This window comes from Bowmanella sp. JS7-9 (assembly GCF_004329715.1).
Classification (GTDB): domain Bacteria; phylum Pseudomonadota; class Gammaproteobacteria; order Enterobacterales; family Alteromonadaceae; genus Pseudobowmanella; species Pseudobowmanella zhangzhouensis.
On sequence record NZ_JXSY01000013.1, the window covers coordinates 135,844 to 157,121 of the forward strand.

The window sequence follows — 21,278 nt, forward strand, 5'->3', positions numbered from 1 at the left end:
ATCAGAATGTACTGCGGCGTTGTTTAGCAGTTAAATGACGCTGTTTCGCGCGTCCCCGTGCGCGCTTGCGCATCCACTCTACCGAATACATGTAGGCCAGGCCGCCACACAAGCCAGCAACGCCCTGCAAAAGCATACCCCAAAAACCTCGAGCGCCCGCGATCAGGGTAAAGTCCAGAATCGGATACAACATATTTAATGTCAGTAAAATGGCCAGCGCCCCAACCACAGGGAAGATCCAACGACTGATCCGCTCTCCACGAAAACGGACACGGTGTCTGACATAGGTCGTGAGTAAAAAACTGCTGAACAGCAAAACGAACAGCATTACCCCGTAGGTAGGCAGCATATAAAGCCAGTCTTTTACCAGTGATTTGACAATTGTGGCACTGTCCAACTGTATGTTCAGGCTATTCAATTCCTGTAAAACCATTAGGGTGTGACAGCAGGTTGCAACGGAATATGTCACTGCAAATGCCAGCAATAATCCTATCGCCCGTCGGCTTAATTTCCCCATTCCTGCTTTCCTATCAATTGAACTTCACCACAGATCTATTACTATGCCAAACAGACCATTTATTATTCAAGTATTGCTGTTACATCAAGGAGTTTGAATTGTCTGCTTCAAAATGGATTGCTTGTGTTTCAGCACTCACTGCGCTGGTGTTCTCATCCTTATCGGGTGCCGCACAAAAACAGCCGCCAGAGTTTAGCGTTGAGGTACTGCATCACGACCTGTACTACCCGCGTACACTATTAATTCTGGATGCGGATACCCTACTGGTTGGAGATCATCAGGGCCGTTTGCATCTGTACCATCAAGGAAAGTTGCTACGTTGGATCAATGGGCCGGATGATGTATTGGATGAAGGTCACGGTGGGATCCTGGATATCAAACATGCTCGTGATTATGCAACGTCCGGACGCCTGTTCATCACCTATTCGGCCAAACGTGAGGACGGCAACGTCACCCGCTTGATCAGCGCCAGCCTGGGTGAAGATAAACTGGAGAATATTCAGCATATCCTCGATGCGGAGCCGGCAATCAGTACTCCGGTGCATTTTGGCGCCAAAGTCGTCCAGTTGGCTGACAACAGTTTAATTCTGACAGTGGGCGAAGGGTTTGACTATCGCGAGTCCGCTCAGCTTACCAATACACGACTGGGCAAACTGTTAAGGGTTATGCCAGATGGCAGTGTGCCAACGGATAACCCCTTTACCGGACAAGACGGCTACGATCCGTACCTGTTTACCCTCGGACATCGCAATCCGCAGGGTTTAGTGCTGCACAGCAAATCCGGCACATTGTTCGCCCATGAACATGGCCCAGCCGGAGGCGATGAACTCAATATCATCAACGCCGGCCAAAACTACGGCTGGCCGGTGATCACCTATGGCCGCGATTACAGTGGTGCACAAATTACCCCGTATCGTGTTTATCCGGGCATGCAGCAGCCGCTGGTTGATTGGACGCCGTCCATTGCCCCGTCATCGATGATTGAATATCAGGGCGAGATGTTTCCGGAATTTGCCGGCGATTTACTGGTCACCACCCTCAAATCCCGCGAGCTTCGATGGGTGCAATTAGAGGGTAATAAGGTTGTCGCACAGAAATCCATGCTGAATTACCTGACAGAGCGACTGCGGGACATTGAAGTCGATACCCACGGCGCGCTGATTTTACTCACAGATGGTGAAAACGGCCGTATTCTGCGTGTTACTCGCAAAGAATAGTAGTTAACCTCATTAAAAAGCAGGCTAAGGCCTGCTTTTTACTATCAGACTTTTTTCGCGCGGCTCATAGACGCCAGAATGGAGCCACACACCACCATAGCTGCCCCCACATAGGCTAATAAATTGATATCGCTGGCAACAAAATGTTCTGGCAACCAGCTGACCGCAAAATGCATAGCAATAATGGTAAACAACGGCGCGGTGCTTATAACCGCACTCACTTTAGAAGCATGCCAGCAGTGCATCGCCTCAGTGAAAGCCCCATAGGCTATGATGGTGTTCGCGCAGCAGAACAGCAACGCAGCCAATTGTAATGGTCCTAACTCCAGCACTAATGCGGGTGCTGAGAATGGTAACAGTGCCAGCGAGCCCGCTACATACATCATCAGCGTTACCTGCTTGGCACTCATTCCGCGTAACAACACTTTTTGCAGCAAGCCATAAATTGCCCAGGTGATGGCGGCCAACACCAACATAATCACGCCTATACTGTATTGATTGAGTGACCCCAGCAACAGTGGCAAGCGGTCGTTAAAAAACAGCAAAAGTCCGCTGAATAGCACTAACGCGCCCAGCCATTCCAAAGGACGAAACTTTTCTTTGTACAAGAAAATACCGCCCAGCATTAACAGAAATGGTGCCAATTGAATCAGTACCTGCGCGGTTTCCGGATTCAGATAATCCAGCCCCACCAGATACAGCACATAGTTGGCAATCAGACCGGCGGCGGCCAAGGCTAGTAACTGCCACTGACGTCCCTGTAGCGCACCTAAGCGCGGTAATTTGTTACTTTTGACCAGTACTAAGAAAACAAATAACGCGGCGACAGCAAATCGATAAAGGGTGATCGTGACCGCATCCATGCCCTCCAGCGACAATTTTAAAAAGACCGGCAGCACACCCCACATGACGGCGGTAAGCAGAGATAAAAAGAAACCGTACCAGTGGCGAACCGGCACGTCAGACAGCGTTTGCATAGTGAAAAATCAGGGGGCTAAATTTGCCAGCATTTCTATCAGATCATCCAGTTCACTGGCAACGCGTTTTTGCTGTTTTGCGCTCAAACTCTGCTGCACTTTGGCGAGTAACTGTGCGTAAGCCTGACGATTGTCTGTGCGATGCTGCTGGTACTGCAAAGTTTGTAAAGATTCGGGTGAAACCAACAACTGTTTAAAGCGCGTTGCAAAGTCTTCTGACGTGTTGCGTTGATTTAGCAATGCGAGGGCAGATTGCTGCCACAGCCGGCGATATTCCAGCCACGCCAGAAAATTTGCGTGCATGGTATCAGCATATTCCGCGACATAACCTTTTTGCTCTGCACTGAGTCGACCAAAGTAGCCACTTAGATTTTCTTCAACATCATCGAGCACATCCTGACGTTGCTCGGCAGTGGTCATCGCCAGATACGCCTTTTCCCGCTTGGCGTTCTTTTCTTCCAATGCCTGAAAAAATTCAGCAATTTGCTCATCACTGGCCTGTTTTGCGAGCCAGATGATGTCGTCGGCCACATGCTCGCGCAGACGCACAAAATGCAGCCAGCCACGGTCCATATGAGCAATGAATTGCTCGGCCTGCATAGGTCCACTGGCAATCTCAGTGCGCAATTCGGTTAACTGGGTTTGATAGCGTGGCAATTCCTCGGCCCGGTGCCATTGGTGCCATTTGGAAAAGACTTCATCGAACTGCTGTTTTTGCACCTTATTTAGTTCGATGTAATCGTCCAGATACCAGTGCACCAGCCAATCCAGATTGTTATACACAAAACGATTACTGCAGGCACTGAGGCCCAGCACCAACAACAGCACCGTCAGGATTTGCTTTGCTTTCACGATGGATTCCCTGCTAACGTGGAATAGTTACCCTAATGCTTTTATTCAGGATTACCAAACACTTACTCATGCTTTGTGACTTATACGACAGGAAAGGCAAAATATGATCAAGCGAATTGCAGTGTTGACCTCAGGAGGCGATGCGCCGGGCATGAATGCCTGTATCCGTGCTGTTGTGTTGACCGCCCATACCCTCAATCTGCAAGTGATCGGCTACCGCCACGGCTACAACGGCTTACTGAGTCGAGAATGCCAGCCGTTGCACCCCGGTGATGTGTTCAACATTATTCAACGTGGCGGCACTATCTTACGCAGCGCCCGCTGTCCGGAATTTGTGACCGAAGAGTCTGCCCATCGCGCCGCCAAAAATCTGGATGATATGCAAATTGATGCGCTGCTGGTAATCGGTGGGAATGGCTCATTCAAGGGTATGCAACATCTGGCGAAATTCTGGAATGGTAAACTCATCGGCATGCCAGGCACGATTGATAACGATATTGCCGGAACCGATGCCACCATCGGCTATTACACCGCGATTGATACCGCGCTGGAAGCCATTGATAAGGTGCGCGATACCGCCGATGCATTTGAACGTATCTTTCTGATTGAAGTGATGGGCCGCCATGCAGGCTTTATTGGCCTGGCATCTGCGGTCGGCTCAGGGGCTGAGCAAATGTTATTACCTGAGCTATTAGAGAATGGCCAGATAGATGTGGACGCTGTGGTTGCCCATGTGGAGAAAACCCGCGCGGCGCGGGGTAAATGTAGCTACATCATTGTTACTACAGAAAACTTGTATCCCGGCGGGGCGACAGCGCTGGCCGCAGAACTCAACAGACGGATGAAGGTAGATTGTCGTGCTGCCATCTTAGGATATATCCAACGCGGGGGGTCACCTGTCAGTCTGGATCGTATATTAGCGACCAAATTGGGTGCCTACGCGGTAGAAATGGCCGTTGCGGGGCAACATTTGATGATGGCCGGTGAACATCATGGTGAGGTGGTAGCTGTGCCGCTGGAGGAGACGTTTGCCAGCAAGCCTCTGGATCCTTATTTAGTCAGGATCCAGCGGGACTTCTTTGACTTGTTAAAATTACAGGGTTGACCGGCGCCTCAGGCGCCAATCATTTTCTTGACCTGATCGCGGTGACTGCGGCTGACTTTCAGCTCAGTCCCACACTCCAGAACCAGATGGTATTCGCCGCTGACATGGCTCACCAGCTTGGTTACATAGTTAATGTTCACGATGGCACTACGGTGTACCCGCACAAACGTACGTGGATCCAGTTGTTGCTCCAACTCTTTCATGGTTCGGCGCAGGATATGAGTTTCGCTACCCGCATGCACGCACATGTAATCGCCTGCGGCATCCACCCAGCGGATCTGTGCCACTTCCACTCGCGCAGTTTCGGAGCCGTCCTTAATTGCCAGAATGGCAGGATACGGGCTGGTTTGAATCGGTTGACCACTGGCCAACGATTGTAAGATATCTTCACATTCGACCCCGGTTGCCGACGCAAGTAAATCGGCCAGTTTTTGCTTGTGCGCTTCATCCTGTTTACGGGTTAGGGTGTGCTCTACTTTAGCAATCGCCTCGGCCAAACGCTGTTCATCCACCGGTTTAAGAATGTAATCCAGTGCATGTACTTCAAACGCGCGAATGGCATAGTTATCAAACGCAGTGATAAACACCACCAACGGCAATGGAATTCCCTTTTGTCCAAGTTGCTGAATCAGCTGAAATCCATTCATACCCGGCATTTGAATATCCAAAAACACCAAATCCGGCTTGTGCTGAATAATGGCTTCCAGTGCTTCCTGGCCATTGGCGCATTCACCCAGCACCTGAATTTGACTGAAATCCTGTAAACGTACCGTCAGACCTTTTCTTGCCAACGGTTCATCATCAACGATGAGGGTTTTAATTATCTTTGTCATGAGCTTTGCTTTCTCTAAACGGAATGCGAATACTGATTTTTAATCCACTGGGCTGATTGGGGCTCAGCTCCATACTGTAATTATCTTTGTAGCTGGCTTGTAAACGTGCCTCGATATTCGGTAGACCAACACCATGGGTGCGGCTCAGGCGGCCTGCACTCAAATCGGCGCCCGGGCCGTTATCCGCCACATCTATGTAAAGGTCACTACCCATCACCCGGGCACTGATACTGATAATACCGACCTGACTCATTTTAGATATGGCGTGTTTAATCGCATTTTCAATCAGCGGCTGCAGTAACATCGAAGGCACTTTCGCCAAACGCGCGCGCTCTTCGATTTGCCATAGCACTTCAAGCCGCTCTTCAAAACGTACTTTTTCGATATCCAGATACAGCTTTAATGCCTCAATTTCCTGATACAAAGGCACATGTTTAATCGGATCTTTGTCCAATGAGTAGCGCAGAAACTCACTTAGTCGAGACACCATCTTATTGGCCGTATCATTATCTTTGATCAGGATAAGGGTTGAGATGGCATTAAGCGTATTAAACAAAAAATGTGGGTTTAACTGATAGCGCAGCATTTTTAAATGGGCCTGATGCGCCATGGTTGCCGAACGCAACGCATTCTGGCGTTCCTTCTGCAGCATCTGATAATACTTGATGCCCACATACAAACCACTCCAGCAGGCAATCACGAAGAATGAGCGAATACTGTTACTGAAATACAGCAGCCATTCAGGCGGCCGATAGCCGTGACGATAAATTTCCCAATAATGGAAATTGTTAATCACGGTCCAGACTAACGCCACGACATAGGATGCGAAACTGATAATTAGCAGCAGTCTGAGCGGCGAAAAATGCCAGATGCGCTGGTACAGGTAGCGCAGTGGTAACGTCAATAGCCAGCCAGCGATGGCGTTTAGCATCAGGACGAATACAAATGACGGGCGCATCTCATGCAGCAGAGAGCCCAAATAAAAAATCAGTGCCCAGGCCGTCCAGCCAACACTGTGTAACACCCAAAAAAACCGCTCGCGGTCACTGAGCCAGCGCTCTACCCTTTCCATTGACTACTCTGTTTTTCTTTGTCGCGCGATTCTAACGCAAAAAAGGGCGCCTTCGCGCCCCTTTTACCCTGTAACTTAGTGTGCTGGTCGAAACGCTCAATAACTGATATTCAGCTTGCGCAGCCAGCCGCCTAATATCCATGCAGGCCCCACCAGCAGGAATTGTAAGTCTTTGAAAAAACTAGGACGTTTGCCTTCGATTTGGTGACCAATAAACTGCAGCACCCACATCACAACAAACAACACCAGGCTGAACTGCCACACCACGATATGCTGCGCTTCCAGCACACTGATAAACCAAAACACCAGCATAGTCATGATAGTCATGCCCGCACCAATCGGGCCGGACAATAAAAAGTAATAAAACAGCACCGGGATCACCGCAATGTGCGCAAAGGTGATGGCATACTTCTGCATAATTTCCGGGGTAGGAATGCTGTACACCAGTCCGAAGGTCACAAAATAAATCAGCGGTACAGCCAGATTATGAATAAGTTTATTCCAGCCATTTTGATGGCTTTGGGCGTATTCCTGAAATAACAATTCTACTCGGCGCATAGGGATCCTTGCAGTGGTTGGATTTTTATTATTGGTGTCAGGCTGGTTACCGCAATTTATTCAGCCTTTTTCAGCATATTGCTGTGCAATTGGTTAAATTTCAATCCTTCCGCGTTGGCAAATGTGCAACTTATTGCGGCCGGTCAATAAAATATCTGTCTTCACGTCATGCCAACCGCTGGAGTAATTTACAACAGGCGCGATACACTAGTGCAATACTATTGAGCGGTGGAGCCACCTCTTTTGATTACTTATCAGATTGATTGTCAGGATATTTTTCATCACGAATACGAAGTTAAACTGACTATCCCCTCACCCGCAGCGCAAGGGCAGCGCCTGCAGTTACCAGCGTGGATCCCGGGCAGTTATATGGTGCGGGACTTTGCCAAAAACATCACCGCACTGCGCGCAACTGATGCCCAGGGTAACGAACTGACGCTAACCAAGCTAGATAAACAAAGCTGGCAACTGGCTCCGGCTAAAGGCCCACTTACTGTGGTTTATCGGGTATATGCTCTGGATTACTCCGTTCGTAGCGCCTATCTGGCCAGCGATGCGGGCTTTTTCAATGGCACCAGTCTTTACCTGCAGGTGGTGGGACAAGACCACGAGCGCTGCCAAATTGAGCTAATCAAACCGGCGATATCACAGTGTGAACACTGGCAAGTCGCAACCGGATTACCAATTCACACTACCGATGACGGCGGCTTTGGCGTTTATCGCGCCAACTCCTGGTGGGACGCCATCGACTGTCCGGTCCTGCTGGCAAATTACACCCGGGTAGATTTTAGCGTGGCAGGACAGCCTTTCAGCATAGCCCTAGTAGATGACCTGCCTTTTGACGCCCAACGCCTCAAAGACGATTTGAGCAAAATCTGCGCGCACCATATTCAATTGTTTGGCGCGCCGGCGCCTTTTAAGCACTACTGGTTTTTAACCCTGTTGGCAGATAACGCTTTTGGTGGCCTGGAACACAGTAACTCTACACTACTGATGTTCGAGCGCAGCGGTTTACCCAATGGCACCATCCGCGAGCCAAATGACAGCTATCGCAATTTTCTTAGCTTGTGCAGCCATGAGCTGTTCCATGCCTGGCTGGTTAAACGTATTCGCCCGGCCTGTTTTACTCAGCCGGATCTCAGTGCAGAAGTGTATACCCGCCAATTATGGATTTATGAAGGCTTCACCTCTTATTACGATGATTTATCTCTGGTGCGCGCAAAAGTCATTAGTCCTGCCAGCTATCTGCAAATTCTCGGTGAGAATCTGACCCGTCTGGCGAGAAACCCCGGGAGGTTACGCCAAACCGTCAGTGACTCAAGTTTCGATGCCTGGACCCGTTTCTATCAACAGGACGAAAATGCCCGCAATGCCATCGTCAGTTATTACTTAAAAGGCGGTTTTATCGCGCTATGCCTGGACTTAACCCTGCGCCAGCAGAATAAAGCGAGCCTGGATGAGGTGTTAAAACTGTTATGGCAGCGCCATGGCGAGAATGGCACAGACGATAACGTGATCGAGACTTTTTGTCTGGAGCTGGGAGTCGATTGCCGGGAGTTACTGCAACGAGCAGTCAATAGCACGGATGAACTCCCCATCGAAGCGTTGCTAGCCCGCCATGGCGTGCGGCTGGTAAATCAACCCAATGGTGGTAGTACCGATAAGGGCGGAAAGTTAATTACGCAGCCGGTGAAACACGCTTTCGGCGCAGTATTTGCCGCCGAAAACACCGGGTTACGCATACAGCAGGTCCAGATGCATAGCCCTGCTGCCAGAGCCGGTCTGATGAAAAACGATCTACTGTTGGCGCTGAATCACATCCAAACCAGTGATAAAACCCTGCAAACCCTGTTGGATCGTCAGCCTACCGGCAGCGAAGCGACGCTACACGTACTGCGCCGCGGGCGTTTGTGGCAAATGAACCTGCCGATTGAAAAAGTGCTGGAAGACTCTGTTATGCTGGAAATTTTTGACGAGCAGGCCGTCAACCGCTGGTTGGAGCTGGATTAACGCGCCGGTACCAATAACTGCGGATCAACCCGCACATTCATCCAATTCATGCGCCAGTCCAGGTGCGGCCCGGTGGCTCTGCCGGTCGCACCAATTTCTGCAATTAACTGGCCCTGTTCGACCCGTTGCCCGGCCTGCACGTGACTGGCGCTTAAGTGCAGAAAGGTCGACGACACACCAAATCCGTGATCGATAATCAGTGTGCCACCAGAATAATACATATCCGGTTGCCACAGGGTCACAATGCCCGAAGCCGGAGCAACAACCGCCGTGCCAGTTGGTGCGGCTACATCCACGCCATAGTGCGGGGTTTTGGGTTCGCCATTTAAAATGCGCTGGCTACCATAGACGCCACTAATCCGCCCTTTTGCCGGCCAGATAAAATCTTGCATGAAATCCAGACGCTCATCATTGCGTTCACGCGCTTTACGGGCATTGGCGGCATCGGCGCGAATACGCGCTGCGAGTGATGGATCGGGATTTACCATTTTTGGCGGTAAACCATCGACTTTCTCGATGGCAAATTGACGGGCGATAATCTCAAACGATTGCTGATGCGTTTGACCGTCTGCGCTGACCCATTCAATCGTGCGGCTACCCAGTTCATCGCGGCCTATGCCAAAAACGAATTCACCTTGTTGTGACACGCGGATCTTTTGCTGTTGATAAGAGACCTGACTTCCTGCAGGCACGGTGGCGCGTACTAACGCCCCCTGAACCGGTTCAGTCAGCAAACTCAGCGAGGCCAATGACCATTGACTGAACAACGCGAGAGACAACGCCACTAGCCGGCGCAGGCCAAGCCATTTATGCACCGGCGATGGCTCCTTTACCCACCCCTTCAAAGGCGAATACTTTGAAGCTGTTGCCTGGGGCTAAGCGTTTTTGCTCGTCTGCCATAAATTGCGCCAAACACTCCACGGTTGAGTCCGTATCCACCAGATCCGACTCACATTTCGGAATAGCCAGTTCAAAAATTCCCTGCGATGACTCATAGGCAAACAGATAATGTTCGTCGCCACTAATGTCTGGTTGCATAATTAACTTATCAGCGGTGACCAAATCTTCCCGGCTACCAATGTAGATATCGCACCAGCGTTTGGCCCAATAGTCTTCCCAGCGCACACTTTGCTGACCGTCTGCGAATACCACCACCTTCGAGCGATGGCCATGGGCAATGCGCTGACAGTTGCCATCGTGCTTCTTCAGACCATGGGTGTAGTGATAATAAGGGCCGTCAATTTTCTCTTCACGTAAACTCAGGGTTAAGCCCTGCACGTTTTCCGGCAAGTGAGTCTTAATGATTTGCTTAAGGTATTCCTGCACTGACGCCATGCTGACTTCGTTGGCATAAATAAAGGCATAGGCCTCAGGCGGGCAATTTAGGTGGATGCTGCGCTCATCAGGACGCAAAAAGTCCACCTGAACCCGCTCATTTTGCTCGTCGCGCTCAATACGGGTATAAGCATGTTCCGCGGGGATCAACAACTTGTGATCCACATATTCATCAATCAGCGCCTTAAGGCGTTTTTTTACTTTGGAGAAGTCCAGCACCATGCTTTCTTCATTGAGGCTGCCATCGAGGATCACGTCAACAATCCAGCTCTCTCCCACCATGCCACGCTGTGGGCACAGATAAGAAAAGTCCATGACAGTCAAATCGTTTACAAATAATTGCATTGAGGTGTGTTACTCCAGAATAAAACGTTGCAAGTATAACCAGTTACGAATTGGAATTCGCCTTATTGAGCTGATCTTTCAGATTAGGCGGCACGCCTTTAATCAACAGCGTATCACTGTGAGGATCATACTGAACCCGCTCGCCCAGTAACTTGCGGTCAAACGCAATGGTGACACCACCGCCGGCACCGCTGAATTTACTCAGGCTGCGCACCACCGTTGGGTCGGGCTGGAATTGCTGCTCAAGCTTACGCTCACTCACTTCGGTGAACTGAATAAAATCCCGCTCACCTTTGGGTAACTGCTCAGCCAGCTCTTTAATCTGAATATCTTCGCCAGACTCAATTTTTTCTTTGTAATAGTTAGCCAGTTGCGCGCGGGTTTGTTGCTTTTCGGTCACATCCAGCTGTTCTACCGCCAGATAATCATCCACGGCAGCGATCAGTTCTTTGTTTTGCTTTTTAATGTCGACCAGTTCTTCACAGGATAAAAACGCCAGGAAGAAATCAGACACTTTGCGCCCTGCCCGGCCTTTGATAAAGCTGACATAGCGGTTCTGATCGGCATTGATGCGACGCTCGGTTAAATCAATCCGCGCAGCCAGTTGCATTTTGGCAAGATCCAGATGGTCACGCACATTCAGTTGCATGCTGGCATCAATTTCCACGTGTTGTTTGGTGTTAAGCAGTCCAATCAACAAAAACTCGGTGGCCAGATACTGATATTGGGTGAACACAATAAAACCGGTTTCAATGGTGGCAAATTCCACCAGCGTTTTGGTCAACAACGCTGAGGTTTGCTGCGAGAACTGCAAAAAGCTGTCTTCATCGTCACCAAGCGCATCCAGTAACGCAGGAAAACTATCAGCTTCGTCACTCACCAAACCGCCCACACCTTTGCCAGGTTTACCTGCGTACACCTGATGCATTTGCAGGGTCAATTGTTCGATTTGTGGGCTGATGTCCAGACAGGTATTACGCGGTTGCAATACCAGTTTACCTTCAGCGTCCAGTTGCAATTGATGCACAATGCAATGATGAACCACTACGCTCATGCGCGGTTTACTCCTGTTTAAAGTGTTAGTCGATTAGGTGCGATGGAGTGACGTGTGAAACCCTGCTAATATAGCGGCAACTTGCCTTTGAGATGTTTTACATGCCACAACAATCTAAATATTCCGATCAACAATTCGACGCCCTGACCAATGATTTAATTTCTGTGTTAGAAAAACATCAGGCCAGTCGGGAATTGAGCTTGATGGCGCTGGGCAATATTATTACCAATATTTTGCGCAACCAGACCAATGCTGAGCATCGCCAGCAAATGGCCGCAAAGTTTACCGAAATTTTAATGAAAAGTGTCACCAATAATTAGAAAAAAGCACGCCTATGATTTTAGCCGAAACACCAAGACGCCAGCGGGTTACTAAATTATCCCGCTGGGGACACTGGTTTACTTTCTTTAATATCCTGATTGCACTGACGATCTCGTCATTGTATGTGTTCAGTTCACCGGCACCGTCCACTGCCATCGGAGTCGCGTACCTGTTCAGTAACTGGATTGGTCATATCGCGTTCCTGACCTTTATTGGCTTCGTGATTTTAATCCTGCCGCTGTGTTATCTGGTCAGTAATGTCAAAGTGGTTAAGGCCGCGGCCGCGTTAGTCGCTGCGGTCGGACTCGCGTTGCTGGCGTTTGATGCCCTGCTATACGTAAAACACGGTGTGCATGTGAGTTTTAGCAGCGCCGAGTTGGTAAAAAGCGAAACCCGCATCATGATGGACACGCTGGGCTGGCAGCAATGGGGCATGCTGGTGCTGCTGTTTGTGGTGTGGTTGTCGTTTCAATTATTGTTGGCGAATGCCCTGTGGAAACGCATTGAGCGCTTTATGCTGCATCGCTATGCGCAACCCATTGGTTTGTTCTTCATTGCCTGCTTCTTTATTGGCCACGCAACGCATATTTGGGCAGATGCCAATCTATATCAGCCAATCGTTAAACAGGACGATATGTTCCCGTTGTCCTATCCTGCCACGGCGAAAACCCTGATGGCCAAATATGGTATGTTGGATTTGGCCAACTATGAACAACGCAAAGCCTTGCAACTGGACCGCAAAGTTCATCAGGTTAACTATCCGCTGAAACCGGTATATTGCAGCGTCACACCGGGCATCAAAGCCATGTTTTTATGGGTCGAATCTGACAATGCCGATGAGCTCGCGGTGGAGTTTAATTTGCAAAGCCAGGGGATTTTCGTAAATAACCCCAATCCACAATCGGCCTGGTTCAGTGCCCAATATGGTTTACCCGCGCTATACGAGGGGGTGGTTACCGTACCCCCACTGATTGCCGACATTGCGCGTAACTTTAATGTGCCATTTATGACCATAGAGTCTGCTGAATTTTTGGGTGACAGCTTCTGGCAGGAGAACCTGGCCGGGATCGTCATTGCCAAAGTACCGCTAAAACGCGCACGGGAATTACTTAGCCATGCCGGTGATACGGCGATCATGATGGCCAGTGCCCATAACCCCGCTGGTAACTGGTACAGCAATGTGATCAGCAACGGCGTCAGCACGCTGGCGACGGCTGAGGATATCGCACCAACCTTACTCGGCCTGATGGGGTGCTCAGCCAATATTGCCGACTACTCCACCGGACAGAATTTATTTGCACCAAGCCGCAATTGGACCGTGACCACAGCCGGTGACAAAGTGATTCTTCTGACCGAACATGAACGGGTGGAAGTCGACGTATTAGGTAACTACAAAATCTTCGATTTAACCGACGGTACGGAAAACAGCAGCGAACTGAATACCAGTTTGCTTAGCCGTGCGGTGAAACACGTCAGTCGCTTTATTCAAAACTAACTCCAACAGCAGGCATTCATCGCGGATGCCTGCTGTCCTTCATCGCTAATAATCCCCAAAACATCAATCAGTTAGCCGTCGCTACTTGGCGAGCATTGAGATTTTCTGCACTATGGCAAAAACGGAGAATAGCGATGCACAAAAAGTTAACCACATTGATCGTGTTGGGATTGTCACTAGCCGGGTGTAGTGTAACACCGTCTGGCCAACAGACTGAGTTACCCAAATTACACACCCTGTATGATTATGCGCTGCTGGATAACAGTGGCAAGTTGGTGAGTCTCGCTGAAGTCGCGGATGCCCTGGCCAGTAAGCAGGTGATTTTTTTAGGCGAAGCCCATAGCCATCCGGGCGCACATTTATTTCAAATGCAGATGTTGCAGGCACTGCATGCCCGGCATCCGCAAATTGCGTTATCCATGGAACAATTCGAAACCGACACACAGGCATGGCTGGATCGCTATACCGCGGGTGAGATAGGCGAATGGACGTTAACCCACTATGCCCGCGCCTGGCCAAACTATAAAGGCAGTTATCGACCTCTGGTGGACTATGCCCGAGACAATAATTTACCTGTGATCGCAGCCAATGCGCCCAAAGACATTGTGGTCTGCGTAGGTCGGCAGGGCCCGGCGCTATTAGATAAATTGCCACCCAATCGTCGTATTAACGTTGCAAAGGAAATGGACTTTAGTCAGGAAGGCGCTTATTTCGAAAAATTCATCGGTTCCATGGGCGGCCATGGCAATCAAGAGCGCCCCAGTCAACGCATGTTGAACAGCTATGCCGGTCAGGTCGTGCGGGATGAGACCATGGCACAGAGCATCGTTAATTATCTGACTGCCCATCCACAGAGTATGGTGGTGCACACCAACGGTAGTTTCCACAGCGAAGACCATCTGGGCACTGTCGAGCGCGTTACCCGCCGTTTGAACACCTCAGTCGCGGTTATCCAACCGGTTTTACTCGACGATCCGCAGCACAGTGATATTAGCGAAGACATGCTCAAAAAAGGCGATTATTTGTTACTTATTGCCCCAATCAGCGACAACGTTAAGTTACCGGAATATCAGCAGGCGTGGATGAAATCCGCCTTCACGCCATCTAATGTGGACTGTAACTTCAGCGACGCTGCCGGCAGCGAATAATGAAACAATAAAAAAGCCTCCGACCGGAGGCTTTTTTATTATCTGCAGCGCATCTTAGCGCTTGGCAATCATTACACCATAGGCAGGTAAATTAACCTGCTCACCTGTGCGGTTCGCCCACTGTGCCTGCATGCCAGCGACGGGTTCTATAATCTGCCAGTTCTGCTCTAGCATAATCTGCTGCGATGTATCACCGAGGTTAAAGCACAACATAAAATGTTCGCTATCCTGCTGACGTTCAAACTGCAGTAATGGCTCCGGGGTATCGATAAAGCGGATGTCGCCATCGCGCATCGCCCCGTGCTGGCGACGCCAGGCTAAAAACGCCCGGTAGGCATGTAAAATCGACTCAGGATTAGACTCCTGGGTAGAAACAGCCAGCGCCTTATGCTCAGGTGGAATAGGTAACCAGGTTTTGTGCTGACTAAAACCCGCATTTTCTGCTTCGTTGTCCCAAGGCAGTGGCGTTCGACAACCATCCCGGCCTTTGAATCGTGGCCAGAAGGTAATGCCGTATGGATCCTGTAACTCATGTTCCTGGATATCGACCTCGGTCAAACCCAGTTCTTCGCCCTGATAACTACAGACACTGCCGCGCAGGCTGAACAACATGGCATTAAGCATTTTCGCCATTTGTGCGTTGCCTTTGCCTTTACCCCAACGGGTGACGACACGTTGCACGTCATGGTTACCGATTGCCCAGCATGACCAACCCTGTTGCATTTGCTGTTCCAGCGTAGCCACTGTGCTGCGAATGTAATCAGCGGAGTAATCATCTGTCAGTAATTCGAAGCTGTAACACATATGCAGGCGATTGTTGCCTTCGGTGTATTCGGCCATGGTTGCCAGCGAGTCTTCAGAGGTCACTTCGCCTAATGTCACAGTACCCGGATACTTGTCCATCAAACTGCGTAAACGTTCAATAAAGCCAATATTCTCCGGCAGCGCGTTATTGTAATAGTGATACTGGAACGCGTATGGATTGTCTGGGCTAAAACCACGCCCTACCCGGTCTTCCTCTGCTTTGGGTGGATTATCACGCAACAGTTTATCGTGGAAACAATAGGTAATGGCATCAAGACGCAATCCGTCCACGCCCTTTTTCAGCCAGAATTCCACATTATCCAACACCGCTTGCTGTACGTCAGGATTGTGATAATTCAAGTCAGGCTGACTGGTTAAGAAATTATGCATGTAATATTGCTTGCGACGAGGCTCCCACTGCCAGGCCGGGCCACCGAAAATGGATAACCAGTTATTAGGCTGCATGCCATCGGGCTTAGAATCCGCCCACACATACCAATCGGCCTTAGGATTGGTTTTGTCTTCGCGACTTTCGATAAACCACTCGTGCTGATCAGAGGTATGGCTTAACACCTGATCGATAATCACTTTGATATTACGCTGGTGTGCTTCGGCAATCAGTTCATCAATATCGGTTTCATTACCGAACATGGGATCTACCTGACGATAATCACTGATATCGTAACCAAAGTCTTTCATCGGCGATTTAAAAAACGGCGAGATCCAAATCGCATCCACATTCAGTGATGCAATGTAATCGAGCTTATTGATAATTCCACGCAGATCACCCACCCCATCGTTATTTGCGTCCATCAGACTGCGGGGGTACACCTGATAAATGACGGCGCCGCGCCACCAGGCTTTTTCTGTCATGTATTCATCCTCGTAACAGGCTCAGCGTTGAGCCTCAACTTTTGTTATTAGTTGGCTATTATGCCTTTAAGCAAAACAGAAAAATGCCCCTTGCACCCATGCATACGTATGCATGGGCTATGCATTTTTTAACGGCTTTATTGTTTAATTACAGTCACTTATAGAATCACTGAAACTTTCATTAACAATTAATTAACTTTATGAAATTTCAGAGGTTTTTCGATTTTTTGGCGATTTCCAGACAAGCGCAATGGCCTTGCCGGTGGGACATTTATGCATGCCACCCGGCGACATGCATAAACCTGAATACGTATGCAGCCAAAGCGTCAGGCGCCGCAGGATTTTCGGATTACTAAATTCGCAGGCAAACGTGTGGTTTCCGGAACCTCACCACGAATAAGGTTCAGCAGTGTCTCTACTAACACCTCTCCGGCCAGTCGGGTATTTTGTTTGACCGTGGTCAACGGTGGATTAACGAAGCTCGCCATCGGAATATCATCAAAGCCCACCACCGCCACATCTTCTGGTACGCGCAAGCCGCGCTCATTCAACGCTCTAATCGCACCAATGGCGATTAAGTCGCTGGCGCAATTAATTGCATCGAGTTTCATTTGACGATCCAGTAACTGGTTGGCCGCCTCATAGCCGGCCTCTTCGGTGCTGATTGCATCGATTTGGGGAATATTAGATGCATCCAGCCCTGCTTGTGCCAACGCTGATGTCATCCCCTGGAAACGTTCCTGAAACTCTGGACTGGCAGCTGAGGCGCCACCTAAAAAGGCAAAATGGCGACGTCCTAATCCGATCAAATGACGGGTCATATCGAAGCCACCACGGTAATTATCACAACCAATGGACACACCAGGTTGTTGCTCTAACACCGCACCAAAACGCACAAAATGTGTGTCTTGGTCAATCAGTTTTAGCAGTTTACCCTCGTATTCCAGATAATCCCCATAGCCCAATAAAATCAAGCCATCAGCCTTATGGCTATCTTCGTACTCAGCATGCCAGTCATCACTCAATTGCTGGAATGACACCAGCAAGTCGTAGCCATGTTTCGCGGCTGCGCGGGTGATACTGCCAAGCATCGACAGAAAAAACGGGTTAATCATGGAGTCATCGTTGGTAGGATCTTCAAACAACAATAACGCCAGCGTGCCACTGGTTTGAGAACGCAGATTGCTGGCGTTCTTATCCACCTTGTAGTTAAGCTTTTTGGCAATGTCTTTGATTTTTTTGCGTGTCTCAGGGTTAACCAACGGGCTGTCACGCAGCGCGCGGGAAACCGTGGATTGAGAGACACCAGCCTCATAGGCGATATCAAACGAGGTGGGTCTGTGCTTCATGTCAGGTGATGCCTAATTCCTTGATTCACAGGATATTACCGCGAAGTTTACGGATTGCCAACGCCAGACAAATCAGTGTTATCAGCCAGGGTTTTGATTTGCTCTAATCCATATTGTTGACGTATTTGCGCGTACCGACCGTTTTTCATCAGCTCAAATAGCGCTTCATCGAACAGTGGAATGAAGCCTTCGTACCCATCTTTTTTACTAAACACCAGATACGCGGGGGTGTAACTAAACGCAGGTGAAATAACGTCTATACCGTGCCAGTTGTTCTTTTTCAGCAGATACAACCCCACGTCTTTGTTGGTGATTAGTGCGTTTAACCGATGCTTAACCAACATAGCTAACGCTTGCTCTTCTGACTGTAACGCCACAAGTTTAATGGCATTTTCGTCAGCCAGCTGAGTCAATTCCTGCGGTAATAAAAAGCCACGATGATAACCAATCTGCCACCCTTTTATTTGCTCAGTCCCCCACCCTTTTTTAAGGGTGCCTGTGTGGGTAAACAAATTGTAACTGGTGAACTGAATCGGTACGCGAGTGTAGTTCATGGATTGCGCCCGCTCGGGGGTAAGGAAGAACGCTACGGCACAATCTACCTGATTTTCTTTTAATGCTTGCTCAAGCCTCGCCCACGGGACGCGATTAAACTCAATTTCTATACCCAGCAGAGAGGCAGCATTCTCAACCAATTCAACATTTACGCCCTGCAGAGATGCATATTGGGAGGTTTCGATTACGTAGGGTTCAAAGGTGTCACTGGCGCATTTTAGGCGCGAAGGTAACGTGCTAGCCCAGCCAATATTCCACAGCGTCATACAAAGCAACAGAAGGATACAGCTAGCTAATCGCACAGAAGGCTCGATGGGCTTAAACGGTATAGATAGTGTACAAAAAAGCGTCGATAAGCAAAAGTAAAAACTGCAATGACAAAAAAGGCAGCCTGTTAGCTGCCTTTTATTAGAGAACTCGAACCTTAGAATGAATAACGCGCGGTTAATTTAGTCACGCTGAAATCGATCCCGTCCAGATCCATTTGTTTATAGCTGGCACCAATAGCAAATTGCTTATTCACGTAAAACTGGCCACCAATGGTAAACATGGTTTCAGACTCACCATCAATGCTGACATAACCCACTTCACCATTTAGCTCGAAGTTGTCAGTCAGCATAGATTTCACGCCAGCTTGAACGCCATAACCTGAATCGCTCATATCATCTTCGCCATCATCGGCTCCAACACGCTCGTAGCTAACACCAACGTACATGTCAGTTGTGTTATTCACCGAGAAAATGTAGCCACCACCCAGTGAGGTCCAGTCCAAGTCAACACCAGACTTAGAAACCTGAGTGAAATCACCACGTAAGAATACATTCTCATTCACTTCAGCAGAGCCACCAAGATTGAATCCATTCATGTTGACGCCCAGAAACTCCGCCTGTGCCCAGCCACCTTCTACGAATTTCCAATTTGGTGCGGTTTCCGCTTGTGCAAAAGTAGATGCACACAAACCCAACGCTAATACTGCTGCAAATTTTTTCATTGTTCGTTTTCCTTGTTCCATTGAAATTGTGTTCCATGTGTCCGCAAAAATATGCCGTAAAATGGAGATTGAAAATTAACAAATTACCATTAAAAAACAACGAGTTAATTGTGTGAATTTGTAAAATCTGCACTCAGCTTTTAACACTTTTTCACAATTAAAAAAGGCCGCAAAAGCGGCCTTGATAAAACACGTTAATTTACACCCGGGTGCCGCCGTCTAATTCCAGCGTACGACCGGTGAAATAATCGTTTTCGAATATAAATTTGGCGGCGTGACCTAATTCAGAGGTTTCTGCCAGACGACCCAATGGCACAGTCGACAGGAAGCGTTCCATCATTTCCGGACGCATTTGGTTAGCCATCGCAGTATTCACCAAGCCCGGCGCAATGCAGCCTACACGAATACCAAAGCGCGCCAGTTCGCGACCCCAGGTCACTGTCATCGCAGCCACCGCCGCTTTAGACGACGAGTAGTTACTCTGCCCCATATTGCCGGCGCGGGATACCGAAGAAATATTAATGATCACACCTTCACAGCCTGCTTCCACCATTTGTGCAGCGGCTTCACGACCACACAGAAAGGTGCCGGTCAGATTTACGTCGATAACACTGCGGAACTGGTCTGCTGACATTTTGCCGACCACTTTGCCTTCTTTGACTTTCAGCAACATGCCATCGCGCATAATGCCAGCACTGTTGATCAAGCCATTTAACTGACCGAAATCGGCCATGATTTGCGCGAAAGTTACTTCCACCGCCGCTTCGTCGGTCACATTCAATGCATAAGCGCGCGCCGTGACTCCGTACTTTTCGATTTCAGCCACCGCGCCTTGCAACGCCTCGGCCTGCATATCAATCAGGGCAATATGTGCACCCTGCATCGCCAATTCATTGGCCATGGCAAAACCCAGCCCCTGTGCAGCGCCTGTTACGGCGACCACTTTACCTTTCAGTTGCATGATTAACCCTTGTGTTGAAACAGATTAAAGATACTGGAGAAATCTAGCTTGCCGTTACCCCCTGCGGCATGCAGGTTATACAGGCTAAGCGCCAGCGCGCCCATGGGCGTGGAAGAATTACTGCTACGCGCACAATCCTGTGACAGCCCCAGGTCTTTGCGCATCAAATCGACCATAAAACCGCCCTGATAGCCTTTGCTCGAAGGTACGTTTTCCATCACATCAGGACACGGGTTATATAATTCCAGCGTCCAGTTACGGCCGGAGCTTTTCAGCATGATTTCCGACAGCACTTTTGGATCCAAGCCATTGTCGATCCCCATTTGCAATGCTTCTGCGGTACCGCTCATTAACACCGCCAGCAGCATGTTGTTGCAGATCTTGGCAACCTGTCCCGCACCAACGTCGCCAGCATGGAAAATATTTTTACCCATGTTTTCCAGTACGGGTTTGGCTTTGGCAAAGTTTGCTTCGCTGCCGCCGACAATAAACGTCAGCGTGCCAGCGGTGGCACCACCTACGCCGCCGGAAACCGGCGCATCGATAAATTCGATGCCTTTTTCTGCGAGGGTCTTTCCAACAACCTTGGCGGTATCCGCATCGATAGTGCTGCAATCGATGACCAGCGTACCAAACGCCAGATGCTGCATCAGTCCGTCTTTACCGGTGTAAAGCGCCGCCACATGTTTACCGGCCGGTAACATGCTGATCACTACGTCCACACCCTGCACCGCTTCGATGGCGGTGTTACAGGCTTTAGCACCCTGCTCTTCCAAGCTATCCATACTGGCTTTAACCAGATCAAATACCCGCACCTGATGGCCTGCTTTGACCAGATTGGCCGCCATTGGGCCACCCATATTACCTAATCCAATAAATCCGATTGTTGCCATGTCAGTCTCTCCT

Annotated in this window: 21 protein-coding genes; 6 read left to right on the top strand and 15 right to left on the bottom strand. The window is 49.3% G+C overall.

The genetic code is table 11. The features are described from left to right. Position 1 precedes the first annotated feature (1 nt). Positions 2-517, bottom strand: coding sequence for a hypothetical protein (locus tag TK45_RS07915; protein ID WP_165490741.1), 516 nt, complete (start codon positions 515-517; stop codon positions 2-4). A 98-nt stretch (positions 518-615) separates the two neighbouring features. On the opposite strand from TK45_RS07915, the gene TK45_RS07920 reads away from it, so the two are divergent. Then, positions 616-1,734 (top strand): PQQ-dependent sugar dehydrogenase, encoded by a 1,119-nt coding sequence (locus TK45_RS07920; protein WP_165490742.1) that lies wholly within the window; start codon positions 616-618, stop codon positions 1,732-1,734. 44 nt (positions 1,735-1,778) lie between these two features. On the opposite strand, the gene TK45_RS07925 is transcribed toward TK45_RS07920, so the two are convergent. Next, positions 1,779-2,711: a DMT family transporter gene (locus TK45_RS07925; protein ID WP_131258109.1), complete on the bottom strand. Its 933-nt coding sequence runs from the start codon at positions 2,709-2,711 to the stop codon at positions 1,779-1,781. 9 nt (positions 2,712-2,720) lie between these two features. Then, on the bottom strand, positions 2,721-3,563 hold the full coding sequence (locus TK45_RS07930) for a DUF6279 family lipoprotein (protein ID WP_131258110.1): 843 nt from the start codon (positions 3,561-3,563) through the stop codon (positions 2,721-2,723). A 103-nt stretch (positions 3,564-3,666) separates the two neighbouring features. On the opposite strand from TK45_RS07930, the gene TK45_RS07935 reads away from it, so the two are divergent. Beyond that, the gene (locus TK45_RS07935; protein ID WP_131258111.1) at positions 3,667-4,668 is read left to right on the top strand and encodes an ATP-dependent 6-phosphofructokinase; all 1,002 of its coding nucleotides are present in this window, start codon (positions 3,667-3,669) and stop codon (positions 4,666-4,668) included. Between the two features lie 8 nt (positions 4,669-4,676). Here the strand turns inward: TK45_RS07935 and TK45_RS07940 are convergent, their stop codons facing one another. The 3 genes from TK45_RS07940 to TK45_RS07950 all read right to left on the bottom strand — a co-directional run bounded on the left by TK45_RS07940 (position 4,677) and on the right by TK45_RS07950 (position 7,131). Beyond that, positions 4,677-5,501: a LytTR family DNA-binding domain-containing protein gene (locus tag TK45_RS07940; RefSeq protein ID WP_131258112.1), complete on the bottom strand. Its 825-nt coding sequence runs from the start codon at positions 5,499-5,501 to the stop codon at positions 4,677-4,679. Beyond that, a complete protein-coding gene (locus TK45_RS07945; protein WP_131258113.1) occupies positions 5,485-6,573 on the bottom strand; it encodes a sensor histidine kinase in 1,089 nt (362 codons plus the stop codon). The genes TK45_RS07940 and TK45_RS07945 overlap by 17 nt, the downstream gene beginning before the upstream one ends. A gap of 96 nt (positions 6,574-6,669) precedes the next feature. Further along, entirely contained in the window at positions 6,670-7,131 is a 462-nt protein-coding gene (locus TK45_RS07950; RefSeq protein WP_131258114.1) for a DUF962 domain-containing protein, read from the bottom strand. A 243-nt stretch (positions 7,132-7,374) separates the two neighbouring features. Here TK45_RS07950 and TK45_RS07955 point away from each other — a divergent pair, with 243 nt between their 5' ends. Next, positions 7,375-9,141, top strand: a complete 1,767-nt coding sequence (locus TK45_RS07955; protein ID WP_131258115.1) for a M61 family metallopeptidase — start codon at positions 7,375-7,377, stop codon at positions 9,139-9,141. On the opposite strand, the gene TK45_RS07960 is transcribed toward TK45_RS07955, so the two are convergent. Genes TK45_RS07960 through yejK form a run of 3 tightly spaced genes read right to left on the bottom strand, consistent with a single transcriptional unit; the run spans position 9,138 to position 11,875 of the window. Beyond that, positions 9,138-9,956 (bottom strand): M23 family metallopeptidase, encoded by an 819-nt coding sequence (locus TK45_RS07960; RefSeq protein WP_254426566.1) that lies wholly within the window; start codon positions 9,954-9,956, stop codon positions 9,138-9,140. The genes TK45_RS07955 and TK45_RS07960 overlap by 4 nt on opposite strands. Then, a complete protein-coding gene (locus tag TK45_RS07965; protein ID WP_131258116.1) occupies positions 9,949-10,821 on the bottom strand; it encodes a 6-carboxytetrahydropterin synthase in 873 nt (290 codons plus the stop codon). Before TK45_RS07965 ends, TK45_RS07960 begins: the two co-directional genes overlap by 8 nt. A gap of 43 nt (positions 10,822-10,864) precedes the next feature. Next, positions 10,865-11,875 (bottom strand): nucleoid-associated protein YejK, encoded by a 1,011-nt coding sequence (yejK, locus tag TK45_RS07970; protein WP_131258117.1) that lies wholly within the window; start codon positions 11,873-11,875, stop codon positions 10,865-10,867. 101 nt (positions 11,876-11,976) lie between these two features. On the opposite strand from yejK, the gene TK45_RS07975 reads away from it, so the two are divergent. The 3 genes from TK45_RS07975 to TK45_RS07985 all read left to right on the top strand — a co-directional run bounded on the left by TK45_RS07975 (position 11,977) and on the right by TK45_RS07985 (position 14,839). After that, positions 11,977-12,195 (top strand): DUF1414 domain-containing protein, encoded by a 219-nt coding sequence (locus TK45_RS07975; RefSeq protein ID WP_131258118.1) that lies wholly within the window; start codon positions 11,977-11,979, stop codon positions 12,193-12,195. A gap of 14 nt (positions 12,196-12,209) precedes the next feature. Then, positions 12,210-13,691, top strand: coding sequence for a DUF3413 domain-containing protein (locus TK45_RS07980; protein ID WP_131258119.1), 1,482 nt, complete (start codon positions 12,210-12,212; stop codon positions 13,689-13,691). A 134-nt stretch (positions 13,692-13,825) separates the two neighbouring features. Continuing rightward, positions 13,826-14,839, top strand: a complete 1,014-nt coding sequence (locus TK45_RS07985) for a ChaN family lipoprotein (protein WP_131258120.1) — start codon at positions 13,826-13,828, stop codon at positions 14,837-14,839. A gap of 54 nt (positions 14,840-14,893) precedes the next feature. Here the strand turns inward: TK45_RS07985 and TK45_RS07990 are convergent, their stop codons facing one another. The 6 genes from TK45_RS07990 to mmsB form a co-directional block, all read right to left on the bottom strand. Next, positions 14,894-16,516, bottom strand: coding sequence for an alpha-amylase family glycosyl hydrolase (locus tag TK45_RS07990; protein ID WP_131258121.1), 1,623 nt, complete (start codon positions 16,514-16,516; stop codon positions 14,894-14,896). A gap of 326 nt (positions 16,517-16,842) precedes the next feature. Beyond that, a complete protein-coding gene (locus tag TK45_RS07995; RefSeq protein ID WP_131258122.1) occupies positions 16,843-17,865 on the bottom strand; it encodes a LacI family DNA-binding transcriptional regulator in 1,023 nt (340 codons plus the stop codon). 47 nt (positions 17,866-17,912) lie between these two features. After that, entirely contained in the window at positions 17,913-18,686 is a 774-nt protein-coding gene (locus tag TK45_RS08000) for an ABC transporter substrate-binding protein (RefSeq protein WP_131258123.1), read from the bottom strand. 158 nt (positions 18,687-18,844) lie between these two features. Then, on the bottom strand, positions 18,845-19,411 hold the full coding sequence (locus TK45_RS08005) for an outer membrane beta-barrel protein (RefSeq protein ID WP_165490743.1): 567 nt from the start codon (positions 19,409-19,411) through the stop codon (positions 18,845-18,847). A gap of 199 nt (positions 19,412-19,610) precedes the next feature. After that, positions 19,611-20,372: an SDR family oxidoreductase gene (locus tag TK45_RS08010; protein ID WP_131258125.1), complete on the bottom strand. Its 762-nt coding sequence runs from the start codon at positions 20,370-20,372 to the stop codon at positions 19,611-19,613. A 2-nt stretch (positions 20,373-20,374) separates the two neighbouring features. Further along, positions 20,375-21,265: a 3-hydroxyisobutyrate dehydrogenase gene (gene mmsB, locus TK45_RS08015; RefSeq protein ID WP_131258126.1), complete on the bottom strand. Its 891-nt coding sequence runs from the start codon at positions 21,263-21,265 to the stop codon at positions 20,375-20,377. Positions 21,266-21,278 lie beyond the last annotated feature (13 nt).